We start from the raw sequence: 13,702 nt of genomic DNA, 5'->3' as shown, positions 1-13,702 counted from the left end.
CGTGGCCGCCAGCGGGGACAAATGCCGGCCGCCTACGGGGAGATCAGAAAGACCGTTGACACGGCCGCCGCGATCCCGGCGGGCGAGCCGTGACGACAGCGAGTGCCGGTCGCCGGGTCACCCGTCACCGTCGTCGTCCGGCTCGCCGGCCGGCATCAGCCCGGACAGATGCAGCACAGCCCGGATACGCCGGGCGGAGCTCGCGTCCCACCGATCCAGAATGACGAGTGCCCGCAGAAACGGTCGACACGGTGCCGGGATGCCGCCGCACCGGTGACACTCCCCGGTGGTGCGGTTCGGGATGTGGGTCCGGGCGGTGGAGTTCGCGTCGTGGACGGCTCGGGCCAGCTCCGGTGACCAGGTAGGGTCGCCGCCTCGCGCCGGGTCGTCCAGGAAGCCAGCGGGAGTTGGCGCGACGCCGCGTCCCCCGGCGAGCTGGAAACGGTCGTCCTGGTCCGGGTCTGTCTCCCCCGGGTTGCGCTTCGGCAGCGGCGGCCGGTTCGGTGTCGGATCGACATTCCGCGGTGTGCCGATCGAGGTGTAGCGGGCCAGCCTTGGCGTCCCACCGATCCCGTCGTTTCTGATCATCCTTGCCCCCTCGGATCGATTGCAAGCAGCGTGTATCTTTTTGCTGAGTTCCACCCTGGATCGCTGACCATGCTCAATGGAAGAAGACGTTAGGCCCGGGGTATGTACGTGCTGTCCAGGCCAGCAAAAGATCAACAACTTCGAGTGATTTGGGGGATGTGAAGGTCTATGGCTGGGAGCGATTATCTGATATCGGAGCTACGCCGACTGCGTGAGTCGTTCGGGCTGACCCAGGAAGCGTGGGCCGACCGGATCCACTTCTCGGCGAAGCACGTGGGTGCCATCGAGCGCGGCGAGCGGCCCGCGCTGCCGGACTACCTGAAGGCCGTCGACAAGGTGTTCGGCACCGCCCTGGTCAGGTTCTATCGGGAGTTCGTCCGGGGCGACTGGACACCCGTGTGGTACCGGCCGTTCGTCGAGTACGAAGGTCGGGCGACGCTGCTGCGGGTCTACCATCCGACGCTGATCCCCGGACTGCTGCAAACCGAGGCGTACGCACGCGCTCTCCTGCCGGCGATGAACGTCCCGGCCGAGGACGTCGAACAGACGCTCGCGGCACGACTGGACCGGCAAGAGATCATCACCCGAACTACCAGCCCATGCCGCCTGGTCGTGGTCGTCGACGAGGCCGCCCTACGGCGGCGGGTCGGCGATGCAGAGGTTATGCGCGATCAGCTGAAATGGCTGGTCTCGATTTCCGCAGAGCAGCACGTACGGGTGCTCGTCGTTCCGGCCGATTCCCCTGCATACGTCGGGCTTCGGGGACCGATGGTGCTCGCGTCCGTCGAGGGCCGCACGGTCGGCTTCCTGGAGGGGCATCTGGAGGGCAACGTGGTCGAGTCACCAGACTCCGTGGCAAGTCTGGAGGCCGACTGGGAGGACATTCGGGGCTACGCTTTGTCGGTAGAGCAGTCCCGGAAATTGATCATGGAGGCGGCAGAGAGATGGACCTGACCGAGGCGGCGCGCTGGCGCAAGAGCACCAGGAGCGATACGGCGAACTGCGTCGAGGTGGCCGACAACGTCGCCGGGCGCGTCCTCGTACGGGACACCAAGGACCGCGACGGCGCGATGCTGACCTTCGGACCGACCGCGTGGCAGTCCTTCGTGTCGACGGCTGCCACCCTCAAGCCTTGAGCCATCGGACAGCACCGAGTCAGCCGTAGGCCGGATCGCCCAGCCTCGGCTCCGCCCTCGCGGTGGAGCCGAGGCTGGGTCGTCCTATTAGGCTGCAGTGCTCTCGATCCCCGGCAGCCGGTACGTTGCCCGCAGCGGCGACAGCAGGGCCGGCAGGAAGGCGGCGGTCATCCCGGCCGTACCGATCCACAGTACGGCCGACGCCCCGAACAGGCCGCCGAGCGTACCGCCGAGCAGCGCCGCGACCGGCATGCTGCCCCACTGAACGAAGCGGACCGTGGCGCTCATCCGCCCGAGTAGCCGGTCCGGGGTTACCCGCTGCTGTAGGCCGGCCTGCGCGATCAGCCGGACCACGCCACCGAAGGACAGCAGGGCCAACCCGGCCACGGCGAGCCAGCGGGGTACGCCGGTTGCGGTGGCCGGCAGCAGTGCGGCGGCCGGTGCGGTGCACAGTGGTGCCAACCAGATCGCCGGGCCCGGGCCGATCCTGGCGATCAGCCGGCCGGCCAGCAACGCGCCGACGAACCCGCCGGAGGCCATCACCGACAGCACCAGGCCGATGCCGAACGTACTCAACTCCAGCTGCCGGGCCAGGAAGATCAGCAGCATCGTCTGATAGACGACCAGGGAGAGACTAAATACGCCGTCGGTGATCAGCATCGGCCGCAGCAGCCGGTGACCGAGGACGAACCGCAGCCCTTCGGAAACCTCCCTCGTCAGGTGTCGTCGACTCGCTGCCGGGCGCACCGCCTCGACTGCGCGGATCCGCTGTACGCCGAGCGCGGACAGCAGCATCCCGGCGGCGCTGACGATCAGCGTGAGCGGTGCGCCGAGCCAGCCGACGAGGGGGCCGGCCAGGCCGGGGCCGCTGATGCTGACGGCGGAACGCACCGCAGCGATCCTGCTGTTCGCCTCGACCAGATGGTCCCGGCCGACCAGTGCCGGGATGTAGCTCGTGTAACCGACCTCGAAGAGCACGGTCAGCAGTCCGTGGCCGAGGGCGATCGCGTACAGCAGCCAGATCGTCAGCACGTCGGCCCACCAGGCCAGCGGTACCGTCATCAGCAGCGCCGCCCGCAGCAGATCGGTGTTGACCAGCACCGGGCGTTTGCGCCACCGGTCGACCCACGCACCCGCCGGCAGCCCGATCAGCAGCGACCCGGCCGTGGTCATCGCGGTCAGCACGCCGACCGCAAACTCGTCCGCGTCCAGCCAGAGGATCGCCACCAGCGGCAGCGCGAGGTAGACGAACCGGTCGGCGAGCTGACCGGCGACGGTCGCGCCGAAGAACCGCCGGAAATCTGGCTCGTGAAGGAGACCAAGTCGGACCATCATCGAATCCGCTCCTCGCTGCGCACGAGGACCGAGGATACGGAGGAGGCATCCGAGCATGGTGACGCGGCCGTCGTATGTGGTCACTGGAGGTGCGCGGGGCATCGGTCGCGCGATCGCCGAACGCCTGGCCCGCGAGGGGCAGGTTGTCGTCGTGGACGTCACCGGTCAACTCGGCTGGCAGCACGAACGGGTCATGCTGATCAGCGGCGACGCCCGTGACGCCGAGACAGGGCGACGAGCGGCGGCCGCCGCCGAGTCCGCCGGTCCACTGCTCGGCTGGGTCAACAACGCCGCGGTCTTCGGTGACGCGGGTATGGGTGACGTGTCTGCGGCTCAGATCCTGGACCTGATCTCCACCAACCTGGCTTTGGCGGTCACCGGCTGCCATGCGGCGGTCAACCACTTCCTGGCACACCGGCGCGGCGGGGTCATCGTCAACGTCTCGTCCCACCAGGCGCAGCGCCCGGTCCGTGGAGCGCTGCCCTATGCGACCGCGAAGGCTGCTGTCGAGGGTCTGACCCGGGCAATGGCGGTAGATCACGGACCGGCCGGCATCCGTACCAATGCTGTCGCGCTCGGCTCCATCGCCACCGGCCGGTTCGAGCGGTACCGTGCCCGGCACCCCGAGGTGGACGCCGAGATGGCCGCGCTACATCCGCTCGGTCGGGTCGGCACCGCAGACGAGGTGGCCGACGCTGTCGCCTTCCTGTTGTCTCCCGCCGCCGGATTCGTCAACGGCGTCGTCCTCGCCGTCGACGGCGGACGGGCAGTCAACGGGCCCGACCCCGAAGCCACCCGACTCGAGCCCTGATCATTCCGACGGCGACGGCGACGGCGCTGCAGCTGCGGCAGCGGCGAAGGCCGGTCGCAGCGGCGTCAACGCGGCCCGGACCAGGTCCGGCAGCGACCCGGACGGCACCACGAATCCGGGCGTCGACGGCGGCACCGTGCTGGACTGCAGCCACTGCTGAACCGCGACCTTGGCTGCTGCGCTGGCGCTTGCGGCCAGTACCTGGCCGGTCAGACCGTCGACGTCCGGGCACCGGCTGGTGATGGCCTGGGCGAGCGGGCCTTCGATCGCGGTGACGGCGTCGATGTAGCAGGCGCGTAGCGCGGCGCTGCTCGTGATCATCAGCAGGGTGCCCTGGGCGTGGTCGTCGGGGTCGGCGTACTGCCCGACGACAGCGTCGGTGACAGCGTCGGCCACTCCGCCGGGGTCGACAGCACATTCGTACACCTCTTCGCGCTCGACAACCTGCCGCACCGCCCCGACGGTGACCCCCGCGACGACCTCGATCTCGCCAGCCTCGGGATCGTCAAGGTCATCGACGGCCGTAGCGGCGGTGCCCACGCCGGCCTTCCGTGGGAGCCCAAAGCGGCTTTCGCGGCGGTCGCCGACCGTTACCGCGTCGGCGCGGTCACGGAGCCCAGGCGGGGCTGAGCTCCCAGGTCGCGTCGGCCGCCCAGCTGGTCGGTGAGTTCCAGCTGGGGCCGCCGGCACCGTCGCTGAGCCAGATCTCGGCCGCGTAGTGGCGCAGGAACGAGCCCGGATAGTTGAACGACTCCAGCGAGACATCAGATCCGGCCAGTCCGCGCCGGGCGCACCAGGTGGCGTCGGCACGCAGCAGCGCGGTGCCGTCGTCGGGCGAGTTGCGGACCCGGGAGTTGGCGTGCCGCAGGTACTGGCCGGGGAAGTTCACCGACTCGAAGGAGTAGCAGTCCGGGTCGGCCAGACCGGGCCGTACCACGTACGTCGCGTCGTCCTTGAGCAGTTGCGGGCTGTCGGCGGTGACCACGTCGGTGTAGGCCAGGCTGTCGCGGTGCCGCAGGTAGCGGTCGGTGAAGCCGGCTGTGGTGACCCGCAGCGACCGGCGGGTGTCCAACGGCAGGGCGACCGGTGTACGCGACGGAAGCGCCCGGGAGGTGGCGATCAGCGCCAGATTGGCCGCCCGTACCCGGGCCTCGTCCATCTTGACCACCTGCCGGTCGTACGTGAGGAAGCCGTTCAGCTCGCCTTCGACGTCGGTGATCTCGGTGTAGACGGCGGCGCTGAGCCCTCGGCCGATCATCAGGTTGGTGGTGCCCTGGATCAGGCCCACGTAGCGGTCGGTCAACGCGGTCGGGGTTGGCTGCCACTCGTACGCCTGGAAGTTGCCGTTGGGGCTGTATTCGTGGCCCGGCACCCGCAGTCCGGGGCCGCCGAACTCGCCGAGCACGGAGATCCGCCCACCGGTCGGCGCCGGCGCGCCGGGTCCGACGTAGACGTGCCAGTCGTCCATGTCGCCGTTGCCGGGGTTGCCCAGCGACTGGCAGCAGTTGTAGCCGCTGTGGGTGTTGACCAGCCGGGTCGGGTCGAGGTCCTTGACGGCCTGACCGACCCGGATCGTGTCGGCCAGGGCCCGCTCGCCCCAGCCTTCGTTGTAGACGACGTAGCCGACCACCGACGGTGAATTGCGGTGCTCGGCGACGATCTGGCGCGCCTCGGCCTCGAACTGGGCCTGCTGCGCGTCGTTCGGGTCGACGTTCTGGGCGGTCATCGACGGGATGTCCTGCCACACCAGCAGGCCGAGCCGGTCGGCGTGGTAGAACCAGCGCTGCGGTTCGACCTTGATGTGCTTGCGCACCATGTTGAACCCGAGGTCCTTGTGTTTGCGCAGGTCGAAGGCGAGCGCCTCGTCGGTCGGCGCGGTGTAGCCGCCGTCGGGCCAGTAGCCCTGGTCGAGGGTGCCGAGCTGGAAGACGAACTCACCGTTGAGGGTCGGTCGCGGCACGCCGTCGATGGTCCGTACGCCGATCTCCCGCATGCCGAAGTAGTGGGTGGTCCGGTCGACGACCCGGCCGTGCCGGTCACGCAGGGTGACCCGCAGGTCGTAGAGGTACGGGTCGTCCGGGGACCAGCGGCGAGCGTCCGGCACCGGTACGGCGAACTCGGTGAAGCCGCCGGTGGCGGTGCCGACGACGGTGCCGCCGGCGAGGGCTTCGGCGCGGACGGTGTGGCTGGTGGTGTCGCCTCGGGTGGCCACCCGGATCCGGATGGTGTCGCTGGCCAGGTCGGGGCGCAGGTCGACGCCGCTGATCGAGGTGGCCGGGGTGGGTTCCAGCCATACGGTCTGCCAGATGCCCGACGCCGGGGTGTAGAAGATGCCACCGGGGGTGCGGGTCTGTTTGCCGATCGGGGGCAGGCTGCCGTGCTGGCGGCTGTCGGTCGGATCCCAGACCTTGACGATCAGCTCGTTCGGGCCGCCGCGCAGCGCACGAGTGATGTCGAAGCTGAAGGCGTCGTAGCCGCCGGTGTGCCCGCCGACCCGCCTGCCGTTGACCCAGACAGTGGACTGCCAGTCGACGGCTCCGAAGTGCAGCTGCACCCGCCGGCCGGTCCAGTGTGCCGGGACGGTGAAGGTGCGCCGGTAGGTCAGGTAGTGCCGGTCGTCGTCGGCGGCCCGGCCGATGCCGGACAGCGCCGACTCGACCGGGAACGGCACGTTGACCCGTTCGGGCAGGTCGACGCCGAACTGTGGAGGGTCGTCGGTGGTGGACTGCCGCAGTTGCCATTCGCCGTTGAGGTTGCGCCAGTCGGGGCGGGTCATCTGCGGTCTGGGGTATTCGGGCAGCGGGGTGCCGACCAGTGCCTGGGCGGTCCACGGGGTGGTCAGTGGCGCGGGGCGGGCGGGCACCGCGACGGCGGCCGGGGGTGCGACGAGCAGGCCGGCGGCCGCGGTCACGGTCGCTGCCGCAACAGCGGTCCAACGGGTATGGGGCGATCTCATGTCGTCTCCATCGGTGGACGGGCCGGGGACGGGATCGGATCAGAAAATGCATCGAGGTGCGTCGAGGTTATCTATAACGTTATAGACCCCTGGTCGACCGTCGTCAATCTCCAACTGTCGATGTATGCCAGGATCGACGGATGGGTGTCAGTCTGCGGAGCATCGCCGAGCGTGCGGGCGTCTCGCTGGCCACGGTCTCCAACGTGGTCAACGGCTACCGGCCGGTCGCCGAACCCACCCGACGCCGGGTGCAGCAGGCCATCGACGAACTCGGCTACACCCCGAACCTCAGCGCCCGGCACCTGCGGCGCGGCCGGACCGGGCTGATCGCGCTGGCCATCCCCGAGCTGACCAACCCGTACTTCGCCGAGCTGGCCGAGACGGCGATCCGGGAGGCCGCGGCCCTCGGCTACACCCTGGTGATGGAGAGCACCGACGCCGACCCCGACACGGAGCTGGCGCTGCTCGGCGGCTCCCGCCGGCACGTGGTCGACGGACTGATCCTCAGCCCGGTGCGGATCGGCCGCGCCGAGGTGCTCGCCCGCCGCGACGCGCTACCGCTGGTCCTCATCGGCGAGGGCGTCTCCGACGTGCCGCATGACCACATCGCCATCGACAACGTCGCGGCCAGCCACGCGGCGGTCGCGCACCTGGTCGCGCTCGGCCGCCGCCGGATCGCCTTCATCGGGTCCCGGGGCCACGACGACCGACAGTCGGCGCAGCTGCGGCTGCGCGGTTTCCGGGCCGGCCTCGCCGCCGCCGGGCTGCCCGACCGACCGGAACTGACCGTGGTCACCGACCGGTTCGGCCGGGCCGACGGCTCGGCCGCGATGCGACGGCTGCTCACCCTCACCGAGCCACCGGACGCGGTCTTCGCCTACAACGACCTGATCGCGCTCGGCGCGATGCGCGCCGCCGCCGACGCCGGCCGGCGGATCCCGCAGGACGTCGCGGTCGTCGGGATCGACGACATCGAGGAGGGACGGTACGCCAACCCGAGCCTGACCAGCATCTCCCCGGACAAGGCGGCGATCGCCCGGCTGGCGGTGCGACGGCTGGTCGACCGGATCGAAGGACGCCCGCCCCGGCCGCCGTACGACGTGCAGACCCCGTTCACCATGGCGGTCCGGCAGAGCACCGTCGGCGCGCGGTCCGGCTTTCGTGGTCCGACGCAGGTCGAGCACCTAGGCTGAATGGTCATGGGACAGACGCCGGAGAACAGCTTCCGCCCGGGTGCCACCGCCCGGGTCGAGCTGACCGTGACCGATTCCGACACCGCCCAGGCGGTCGGCTCGGGCGACGTACCGGTCCTCGGTACCCCGCGGCTGCTCGCGCTGGCCGAGGCGGCGACGGTCGCCGCCACCGCCACCGGGCTACCGCCCGGCATGACCACCGTCGGCACCCGGGTCGAGCTGGACCACCGGGCGGCGACCCCGGTCGGCCGCACGGTGGCCGCGATGGCCCGGCTGAGCGAGGTCGACGGGCGGCGGTTGGTCTTCGAGGTGGTGGTGTTCGAGGCGGGCACGACCATCGCGCAGGGCCGTATCGAGCGGGCCCTGGTCGACCGGCACCGGTTCGTCGAGCGGGCCTTCGACCGCACGCCGGCGCCGCGAGCCGGCGACGATCCCACCGGTGAGCGGGCAGTCTCCGGATGAGCGCCCGGTTCGTCGAGGTCGGCGACCGGGTGTACGTGCTGCGCCGGCCCCGGCTCGACGTCAACTCGACGCTGGTCGTCGGCGGGGCCGCCGCCGTGCTCGTCGACACCGGCGCTACGCCGGCCGAGGCCGCCGAGCTGGTCGAGGCAGCCCGGCGGATCACCCACCTGCCATGGTCGGTGGTCAACACCCATCACCACTTCGACCACTGCTTCGGCAACCAGGTGGCCGCCGGGGACCCGCCCGCGCCGGTGTGGGCCCACCAGGAGGCGGCCCGGCTGCTGGCCCGCCCGGTCGAGGTGGTCCGCGACGAGGCGTACCGCGAGATGATCGGCCACGACCCGCAGCTGGCCGAGCAGCTCAGCCACGCGGTGGTCCACCCGCCGGACCGTACGGTGACCCGCGCCGCGACGCTCGACCTGGGCGGCCGGGCGGTCGAGCTGTGGCATCCCGGGCGTGGGCACACCATCGGCGACCTGGTGGTGCACGTTCCGGACGCGGACCTGCTGGTCGCCGGTGACCTGGTCGAGCAGGGCGCCCCACCGTCGTTCGACGACGCCTACCCGTTGGAGTGGCCGGACACCCTCGCGGCGGTGCTGCGGCGGCTCGGGCCGGCCAGTGTCGTGGTGCCCGGCCACGGCGCCTGCGTCGGTGTCGACTTCGTCCGGGCCCAGCACGCCGACCTGGTGGCGTTGGAGTGGCTGATCCGTGACGGGCACGCCGACGGCGCGCCGCCGGAACGGGTGGCCGCACGGGCGCCGTTCGGGCCGCAGGCGGCGGGCACCGCGATTGTCCGCGGCTACGCGGAACTGTCGAATCGGGCCTGACTGACCTCGGCGCGCCTGTCGAGGGCCGGCGACGGTTCTCCAGGGTCGATGGTGAGCAGTGCGGGCAGCGGACCGGTGTCGGCGTCGACGAGGTCACCGAGGCGGACCTCGTCGAGCGCGGCGAGGAAGGCCGCCCGGGCCCGGCGCAGCTCGACTCGCAGCCGGCAGCCGGCGCGCAGCGGGCAGGCCGGCTGTTCGCAGGAGACCACCTCACCGTCGCCTTCGAAGGCCCGTACCACCTGGGCCACGGTCAGCTCGGCGGCGTCCGGGGCGAACGCGGTACCGCCTGCCCGACCCCGGACCGTGACCAGGACGCCGAGCCGCTGCAACCGTTGCACGACCTTGGCGACGTGGCTGCGCGGCAGGGCGAGCCGGTCGGCCAGGTCGTCCACCGTGGTACGGGTGCGAGACGCGGCGGTGAGCATGGCGATCCGTAACGCCATGTCCGTCGACCGGTTGAGCTTCACGTCCCGACCTTAGTCAGCCACGGCAGGCCGGCACCGGCTCGTCACGGCCCGACGCGAGCGGGCTCGGGACCAATGGCCCTAAAAGAGGAGTCACAGATTCCTGTTTAGTGGCGTCGTACCGTCCCGATCCCCAAAGGAGTGACCGTGCTCTCGAAGTCCTCAGCGGCGGTGGTGACCGCGACCCTGCCCGCCGTACAGGCACACGGCGAGGCCATCACCAGCCGGTTCTACCAGCGGATGTTCGCCGCCCATCCGGAGCTGCTGGACCTGTTCAACCGGGGCAACCAGGCGACCGGCCGCCAGCAGGCGGCGCTGGCCGCCGCGGTGGTCGCCTACGCCGAGCACCTGACCGGGCGCAGCACGCTGCCCTGGGCGCCGATCCTGGACCGGATCGCGCACAAGCACGCCTCGCTCGGCATCACCGCCACCCAGTATCCGATCGTCAAACGGCATTTGCTCGCCGCCGTCGGTGAGGTGCTCGGCGACGCCGTGACGTCCGAGGTGGCGGCGGCGTGGGACGAGGTCTACTGGCTGCTGGCCTGCGAGTTGATCGCCCGGGAGGCCCGGCTGTACACCGTCGCCGGACTCCCCCTGCAGGCCGACGCCGGCTGGCGGCCCTGGCGGGTCGTCGAGAAGATCCCGGAGACCGCCGACGTCGTGTCGCTGATCCTGGCCCCGGCCGACGGCGACCCGGCACCCTCCTTCACCCCCGGCCAGTACGTCTCGGTCGCCGTCGATCTGGCCGGCGGCCAGGGCCGGCAGCTCCGCCAGTACAGTCTGTCCGGTCGGCCCGGTGCCGCCACCTGGCGGATCACCGTCAAACGGCTCCGGGGCGGACCCGGCTTGGCGGGCGGGTCAGTCGCTGGCCCGGCGGCTGAGTCGCCGGTGCCGGACGGGGCGGTCTCCGGCCAACTGCACGACCGGACCGCCGTCAACGACGTCCTGCGCCTGAGCCCGGCGTTCGGCGAGGTCAGCTCGGTCGGCGACACCGGTGGGGCCGGCTCCACCGGCGTGCCGCTGCTGCTGGTCAGTGCCGGGATCGGCGTCACCCCGGCGATGGCCGCCCTCGCCCAGCTGGCCATGGTCGCGCCGGCCCGCGAGGTGGTGCTGGTGCACGCCGACCGGTCCGCGGCCGCGCACCCGTTGCGCCACGAGTTGCCGGACCTCCAACAGCGGCTGCCCAACCTGTCGGTGCACCTGTGGTACGAGGACGCCACCGACGGCGAGAGCGCCGGGTTGAAGGCGACGATCCACTCCGGGCGGGTGGATCCGGCGCTGATCCCGCTCAAGCCGGGAACCTGGGCGCACCTGTGCGGGCCGGTGCCGTTCATGGCGCAGGTCCGCAGCGGGCTGCGCCACCGGGGCCTGCCGGTGGACCGGATCGCGTACGAGGTGTTCGGTCCGGGCATGCTCAGCGGCTGATCGGCTGAGCACCGGCGGTTCGGGCCATGACACCGGTGGTCGGGCCGTGACGCCGGCGATCAGCCGAAGCGTTCGGCGACGGCTGACCGGGTCGGCATCGACACCGCGCCGCCCGGTGACTCGCACACCAACCCCGCCACCTGCAGGGCGAACCCGACCCGGGCCGCCCAGCCGGCCGCGTCGGCCGGCAACCCGGTGTCGAGCAGTTCGGCGATCAGGGCGGCCATCACCGAGTCACCGGCGCCGGTGGCGTCCACCGCAGCCACCGTCGGGGCGGCCACGGTCAGCACCTCGCGGCCGGCGCTGACCAGGGCGCCGTCCGCACCCCGGGTGACCACCACCGCACCGGCGCCGAGATCGTGCAGCAGTGCGGCGGCGGTCACCGGGTCGGCGCCGTCGTAGAGCGCCTCGGCGTCGGCGGCGCTGAGCTTGACCAGGTCGGCGGTTGCCGCGAAGCCGGCGACGACCTGCCGGTACGCGGCCAGCGACGCGGCGTCGGGCAGCAGCCGGGGCCGGACGTTGGGGTCGAAGACCCGCAGCCCGCCGGTGCCCGCCCAGGCCTGCCGGGCGGCTGCCAGGGTCGGCTCGCACAGCAGCGCGATGGAGCCGCAGTAGAGCACGGCGGCGTCGCCGACCAGTTTCCCGTCGAGGCTGGCCGGTTCGAGCAGCCCGTACGAGGGCGGGTCGCCGTAGAAGCGGAAGTCCGGCTCGGCGCCGGTGAAGGTGGCCACCGCCAGGGTGGTGGGCGCGGGAACCGTGACCAGGGCCCGGTCGCCGACCCCGGCGGTACGCAGGAAGTCGCGGATCCGTTCGGCGAGCGGATCGTCGCCGAGGGTCCCGGCGAACTCGACCGCGCCGCCGAGCCGGGCGACGCCGACCGCGACGTTCAGCGGTGCCCCGCCGATCACCTGTCGGTAGACCGGTTGGCCGGCGCATTCGCCGTCGAGCAGGTCGATCAGTGCCTCGCCGAGCACCACCGCGTACCGCATGGATCTCCTCCCACCTGCAGTTTTGCCGCTCCGAAGTCTGCCAGGTCGGCGGCTCGGCACGGGTCGGCACCCCGTACCTCGCACCGCCCATCGAGCAGCGACTATTGCACTTCTGATCGATGTATGGTGGGATATCGATTACCTGGACAGCGTGGGGGCAACTCGCTGTCTTTCGGACTCGCCGGGAGCTGCGCGAGCGCGCTAGACGTCCATCGGACGGCACGTCGGTCAACCGCGTCTGCGGCACGGCCGGCCAGTCGCCGTTCCTCCTCATGTTTCCTGACGTTCCGCCATGTCGGAACCCATCGCCCTGTCCGCCGGCCCGGGTCTGTCCCGCGCCGTGGACCGGTTCACGAAGGAGTCTCGGTGAAAGCTCTACGCAGAGTGGCGGTAGTCGCCGCCGCTTCCGCGCTCACCGCCGGCCTGCTCACGGTGGTGACCCCCAACGCGGCTTCCGCGCACGGTGCCGCCATGATGCCGGGCAGCCGCACCTACCTCTGCTGGGTCGACGGTCTGACGCAGACCGGCCAGATCATCCCGCAGAACCCGGCCTGCTCGGCCGCCGTCGCCCAGAGCGGGGCCAACTCGCTGTACAACTGGTTCAGCGTGCTGCGCTCCGACGCGGGCGGCCGTACCACCGGCTTCATCCCCGACGGACAGCTGTGCAGCGGTGGCAACTCCGGCTTCTCCGGCTACAACCTGGCCCGCAACGACTGGCCGCTGACCCACCTGACCGCCGGTGCCCGGATGGAGTTCAAGTACAGCAACTGGGCCCACCACCCTGGCACGTTCTACTTCTACGTGACCAAGGACAGCTGGAGCCCGAACCGCGCGCTGGCCTGGAGCGATCTGGAGGCGACGCCGTTCCTGACGGTGACCAACCCGCCGCAGCGCGGCGCGGTCGGCACCAACGACGGCCACTACTACTTCAGCGGCAACCTGCCCAGCAACAAGAGCGGGCGGCACATCATCTACTCGCGCTGGGTGCGCTCGGACAGCCAGGAGAACTTCTTCGGCTGCTCGGACGTGACGTTCGACGGTGGCAACGGTGAGGTCACCGGGATCGGCGGAGACAACCCGCCCCCGCCGCCCACCACCGCTCCGCCGCCGCCCACCACTGCTCCCCCGCCCACCACGGCCCCGCCGACCACCGCGCCGCCGACCAGCAACCCGCCGACCGGCGGCTGCTCGGCCACCTACCGGACCACCAGCTCCTGGTCCGGTGGATTCCAGGGTGAGGTGACGGTCACCAACAACAGTTCCGCGAGCATCGGCGGATGGACCACGACTCTGAACTTCGGCAGCGGGGTCACCATCAACAGCCTGTGGAGCGGCACCCACACGGTGAGCGGATCGAGCGTCACCGTCCGCAACGCGGCCTGGAACGGGTCGCTGTCGCCGAGCGGATCGACCACGTTCGGCTTCGTCGCCAACGGCAGCCCCGGCACACCGTCGACGGCCTGCTCGGCGAGCTGATCCACCGCCACACACGGCAAATTCCCACCTGACCGGGCCC

Annotated in this window: 14 protein-coding genes; 8 read left to right on the top strand and 6 right to left on the bottom strand. The window is 71.2% G+C overall.

From position 1 onward, the window contains the following. Positions 1–117 precede the first annotated feature (117 nt). Positions 118–588: a hypothetical protein gene (locus tag ACFHWT_RS22580; RefSeq protein ID WP_416596655.1), complete on the bottom strand. Its 471-nt coding sequence runs from the start codon at positions 586–588 to the stop codon at positions 118–120. Between the two features lie 168 nt (positions 589–756). Between ACFHWT_RS22580 and ACFHWT_RS22575 the strand changes: the two genes are divergently transcribed. Together ACFHWT_RS22575 and ACFHWT_RS22570 are read left to right on the top strand one after the other, a co-directional pair. Continuing rightward, a complete protein-coding gene (locus ACFHWT_RS22575; RefSeq protein WP_416596654.1) occupies positions 757–1,542 on the top strand; it encodes a helix-turn-helix domain-containing protein in 786 nt (261 codons plus the stop codon). Continuing rightward, positions 1,533–1,724 carry a DUF397 domain-containing protein gene (locus ACFHWT_RS22570; protein WP_416596653.1) on the top strand — a complete coding sequence of 64 codons (192 nt, stop codon included), beginning with the start codon at positions 1,533–1,535 and terminating at the stop codon, positions 1,722–1,724. The genes ACFHWT_RS22575 and ACFHWT_RS22570 overlap by 10 nt, the downstream gene beginning before the upstream one ends. A gap of 87 nt (positions 1,725–1,811) precedes the next feature. On the opposite strand, the gene ACFHWT_RS22565 is transcribed toward ACFHWT_RS22570, so the two are convergent. Then, positions 1,812–3,059 carry an MFS transporter gene (locus ACFHWT_RS22565; RefSeq protein WP_416596652.1) on the bottom strand — a complete coding sequence of 416 codons (1,248 nt, stop codon included), beginning with the start codon at positions 3,057–3,059 and terminating at the stop codon, positions 1,812–1,814. A gap of 55 nt (positions 3,060–3,114) precedes the next feature. Here ACFHWT_RS22565 and ACFHWT_RS22560 point away from each other — a divergent pair, with 55 nt between their 5' ends. After that, a complete protein-coding gene (locus ACFHWT_RS22560) occupies positions 3,115–3,870 on the top strand; it encodes an SDR family NAD(P)-dependent oxidoreductase (RefSeq protein ID WP_416596651.1) in 756 nt (251 codons plus the stop codon). Here ACFHWT_RS22560 and ACFHWT_RS22555 read toward each other — a convergent pair whose 3' ends face one another. Continuing rightward, the gene (locus tag ACFHWT_RS22555; protein ID WP_416596650.1) at positions 3,871–4,410 is read right to left on the bottom strand and encodes a TetR family transcriptional regulator; all 540 of its coding nucleotides are present in this window, start codon (positions 4,408–4,410) and stop codon (positions 3,871–3,873) included. Positions 4,411–4,477: 67 nt separating this feature from the next. Next, positions 4,478–6,826 carry an AbfB domain-containing protein gene (locus tag ACFHWT_RS22550; RefSeq protein ID WP_416596649.1) on the bottom strand — a complete coding sequence of 783 codons (2,349 nt, stop codon included), beginning with the start codon at positions 6,824–6,826 and terminating at the stop codon, positions 4,478–4,480. A gap of 140 nt (positions 6,827–6,966) precedes the next feature. Here ACFHWT_RS22550 and ACFHWT_RS22545 point away from each other — a divergent pair, with 140 nt between their 5' ends. From ACFHWT_RS22545 to ACFHWT_RS22535, 3 genes are read left to right on the top strand one after another with little or no spacing between them, the layout of a single operon-like run. After that, positions 6,967–8,019: a LacI family DNA-binding transcriptional regulator gene (locus ACFHWT_RS22545; protein ID WP_416596648.1), complete on the top strand. Its 1,053-nt coding sequence runs from the start codon at positions 6,967–6,969 to the stop codon at positions 8,017–8,019. A gap of 6 nt (positions 8,020–8,025) precedes the next feature. Continuing rightward, a complete protein-coding gene (locus ACFHWT_RS22540; RefSeq protein ID WP_416596647.1) occupies positions 8,026–8,481 on the top strand; it encodes a thioesterase family protein in 456 nt (151 codons plus the stop codon). Then, positions 8,478–9,308, top strand: a complete 831-nt coding sequence (locus ACFHWT_RS22535; RefSeq protein ID WP_416596646.1) for an MBL fold metallo-hydrolase — start codon at positions 8,478–8,480, stop codon at positions 9,306–9,308. The genes ACFHWT_RS22540 and ACFHWT_RS22535 overlap by 4 nt, the downstream gene beginning before the upstream one ends. Here ACFHWT_RS22535 and ACFHWT_RS22530 read toward each other — a convergent pair. Beyond that, positions 9,281–9,775: an RrF2 family transcriptional regulator gene (locus ACFHWT_RS22530; protein WP_416596645.1), complete on the bottom strand. Its 495-nt coding sequence runs from the start codon at positions 9,773–9,775 to the stop codon at positions 9,281–9,283. The two genes, ACFHWT_RS22535 and ACFHWT_RS22530, sit on opposite strands and share 28 nt — an antisense overlap. A 138-nt stretch (positions 9,776–9,913) precedes the next feature. On the opposite strand from ACFHWT_RS22530, the gene ACFHWT_RS22525 reads away from it, so the two are divergent. After that, on the top strand, positions 9,914–11,197 hold the full coding sequence (locus ACFHWT_RS22525) for a globin domain-containing protein (RefSeq protein WP_416596644.1): 1,284 nt from the start codon (positions 9,914–9,916) through the stop codon (positions 11,195–11,197). Between the two features lie 59 nt (positions 11,198–11,256). Here ACFHWT_RS22525 and ACFHWT_RS22520 read toward each other — a convergent pair whose 3' ends face one another. Beyond that, positions 11,257–12,186: a carbohydrate kinase family protein gene (locus ACFHWT_RS22520; protein ID WP_416596643.1), complete on the bottom strand. Its 930-nt coding sequence runs from the start codon at positions 12,184–12,186 to the stop codon at positions 11,257–11,259. A 366-nt stretch (positions 12,187–12,552) separates the two neighbouring features. On the opposite strand from ACFHWT_RS22520, the gene ACFHWT_RS22515 reads away from it, so the two are divergent. Continuing rightward, positions 12,553–13,662: a lytic polysaccharide monooxygenase auxiliary activity family 9 protein gene (locus tag ACFHWT_RS22515; protein WP_416596642.1), complete on the top strand. Its 1,110-nt coding sequence runs from the start codon at positions 12,553–12,555 to the stop codon at positions 13,660–13,662. Positions 13,663–13,702: the final 40 nt, after the last annotated feature.

It is taken from the genome of Micromonospora sp. LOL_021 (assembly GCF_048060215.1).
Lineage (GTDB): Bacteria > Actinomycetota > Actinomycetes > Mycobacteriales > Micromonosporaceae > Micromonospora_E.
The sequence above is the reverse complement of the archived record's forward strand: the minus strand, read 5'-3'. Positions and strand labels throughout refer to the sequence as shown.

Bases quoted from the DNA above. Each gene is read 5' to 3' on its own strand.
- ACFHWT_RS22580 (WP_416596655.1), bottom strand. From the start codon at position 588: ATGATCAGAAACGACGGGATCGGTGGGACGCCAAGGCTGGCCCGCTAC.
- ACFHWT_RS22575 (WP_416596654.1), top strand. From the start codon at position 757: ATGGCTGGGAGCGATTATCTGATATCGGAGCTACGCCGACTGCGTGAG.
- ACFHWT_RS22570 (WP_416596653.1), top strand. From the start codon at position 1,533: ATGGACCTGACCGAGGCGGCGCGCTGGCGCAAGAGCACCAGGAGCGAT.
- ACFHWT_RS22565 (WP_416596652.1), bottom strand. From the start codon at position 3,059: ATGATGGTCCGACTTGGTCTCCTTCACGAGCCAGATTTCCGGCGGTTC.
- ACFHWT_RS22560 (WP_416596651.1), top strand. From the start codon at position 3,115: ATGGTGACGCGGCCGTCGTATGTGGTCACTGGAGGTGCGCGGGGCATC.
- ACFHWT_RS22550 (WP_416596649.1), bottom strand. From the start codon at position 6,826: ATGAGATCGCCCCATACCCGTTGGACCGCTGTTGCGGCAGCGACCGTG.
- ACFHWT_RS22545 (WP_416596648.1), top strand. From the start codon at position 6,967: ATGGGTGTCAGTCTGCGGAGCATCGCCGAGCGTGCGGGCGTCTCGCTG.
- ACFHWT_RS22540 (WP_416596647.1), top strand. From the start codon at position 8,026: ATGGGACAGACGCCGGAGAACAGCTTCCGCCCGGGTGCCACCGCCCGG.
- ACFHWT_RS22535 (WP_416596646.1), top strand. From the start codon at position 8,478: ATGAGCGCCCGGTTCGTCGAGGTCGGCGACCGGGTGTACGTGCTGCGC.
- ACFHWT_RS22520 (WP_416596643.1), bottom strand. From the start codon at position 12,186: ATGCGGTACGCGGTGGTGCTCGGCGAGGCACTGATCGACCTGCTCGAC.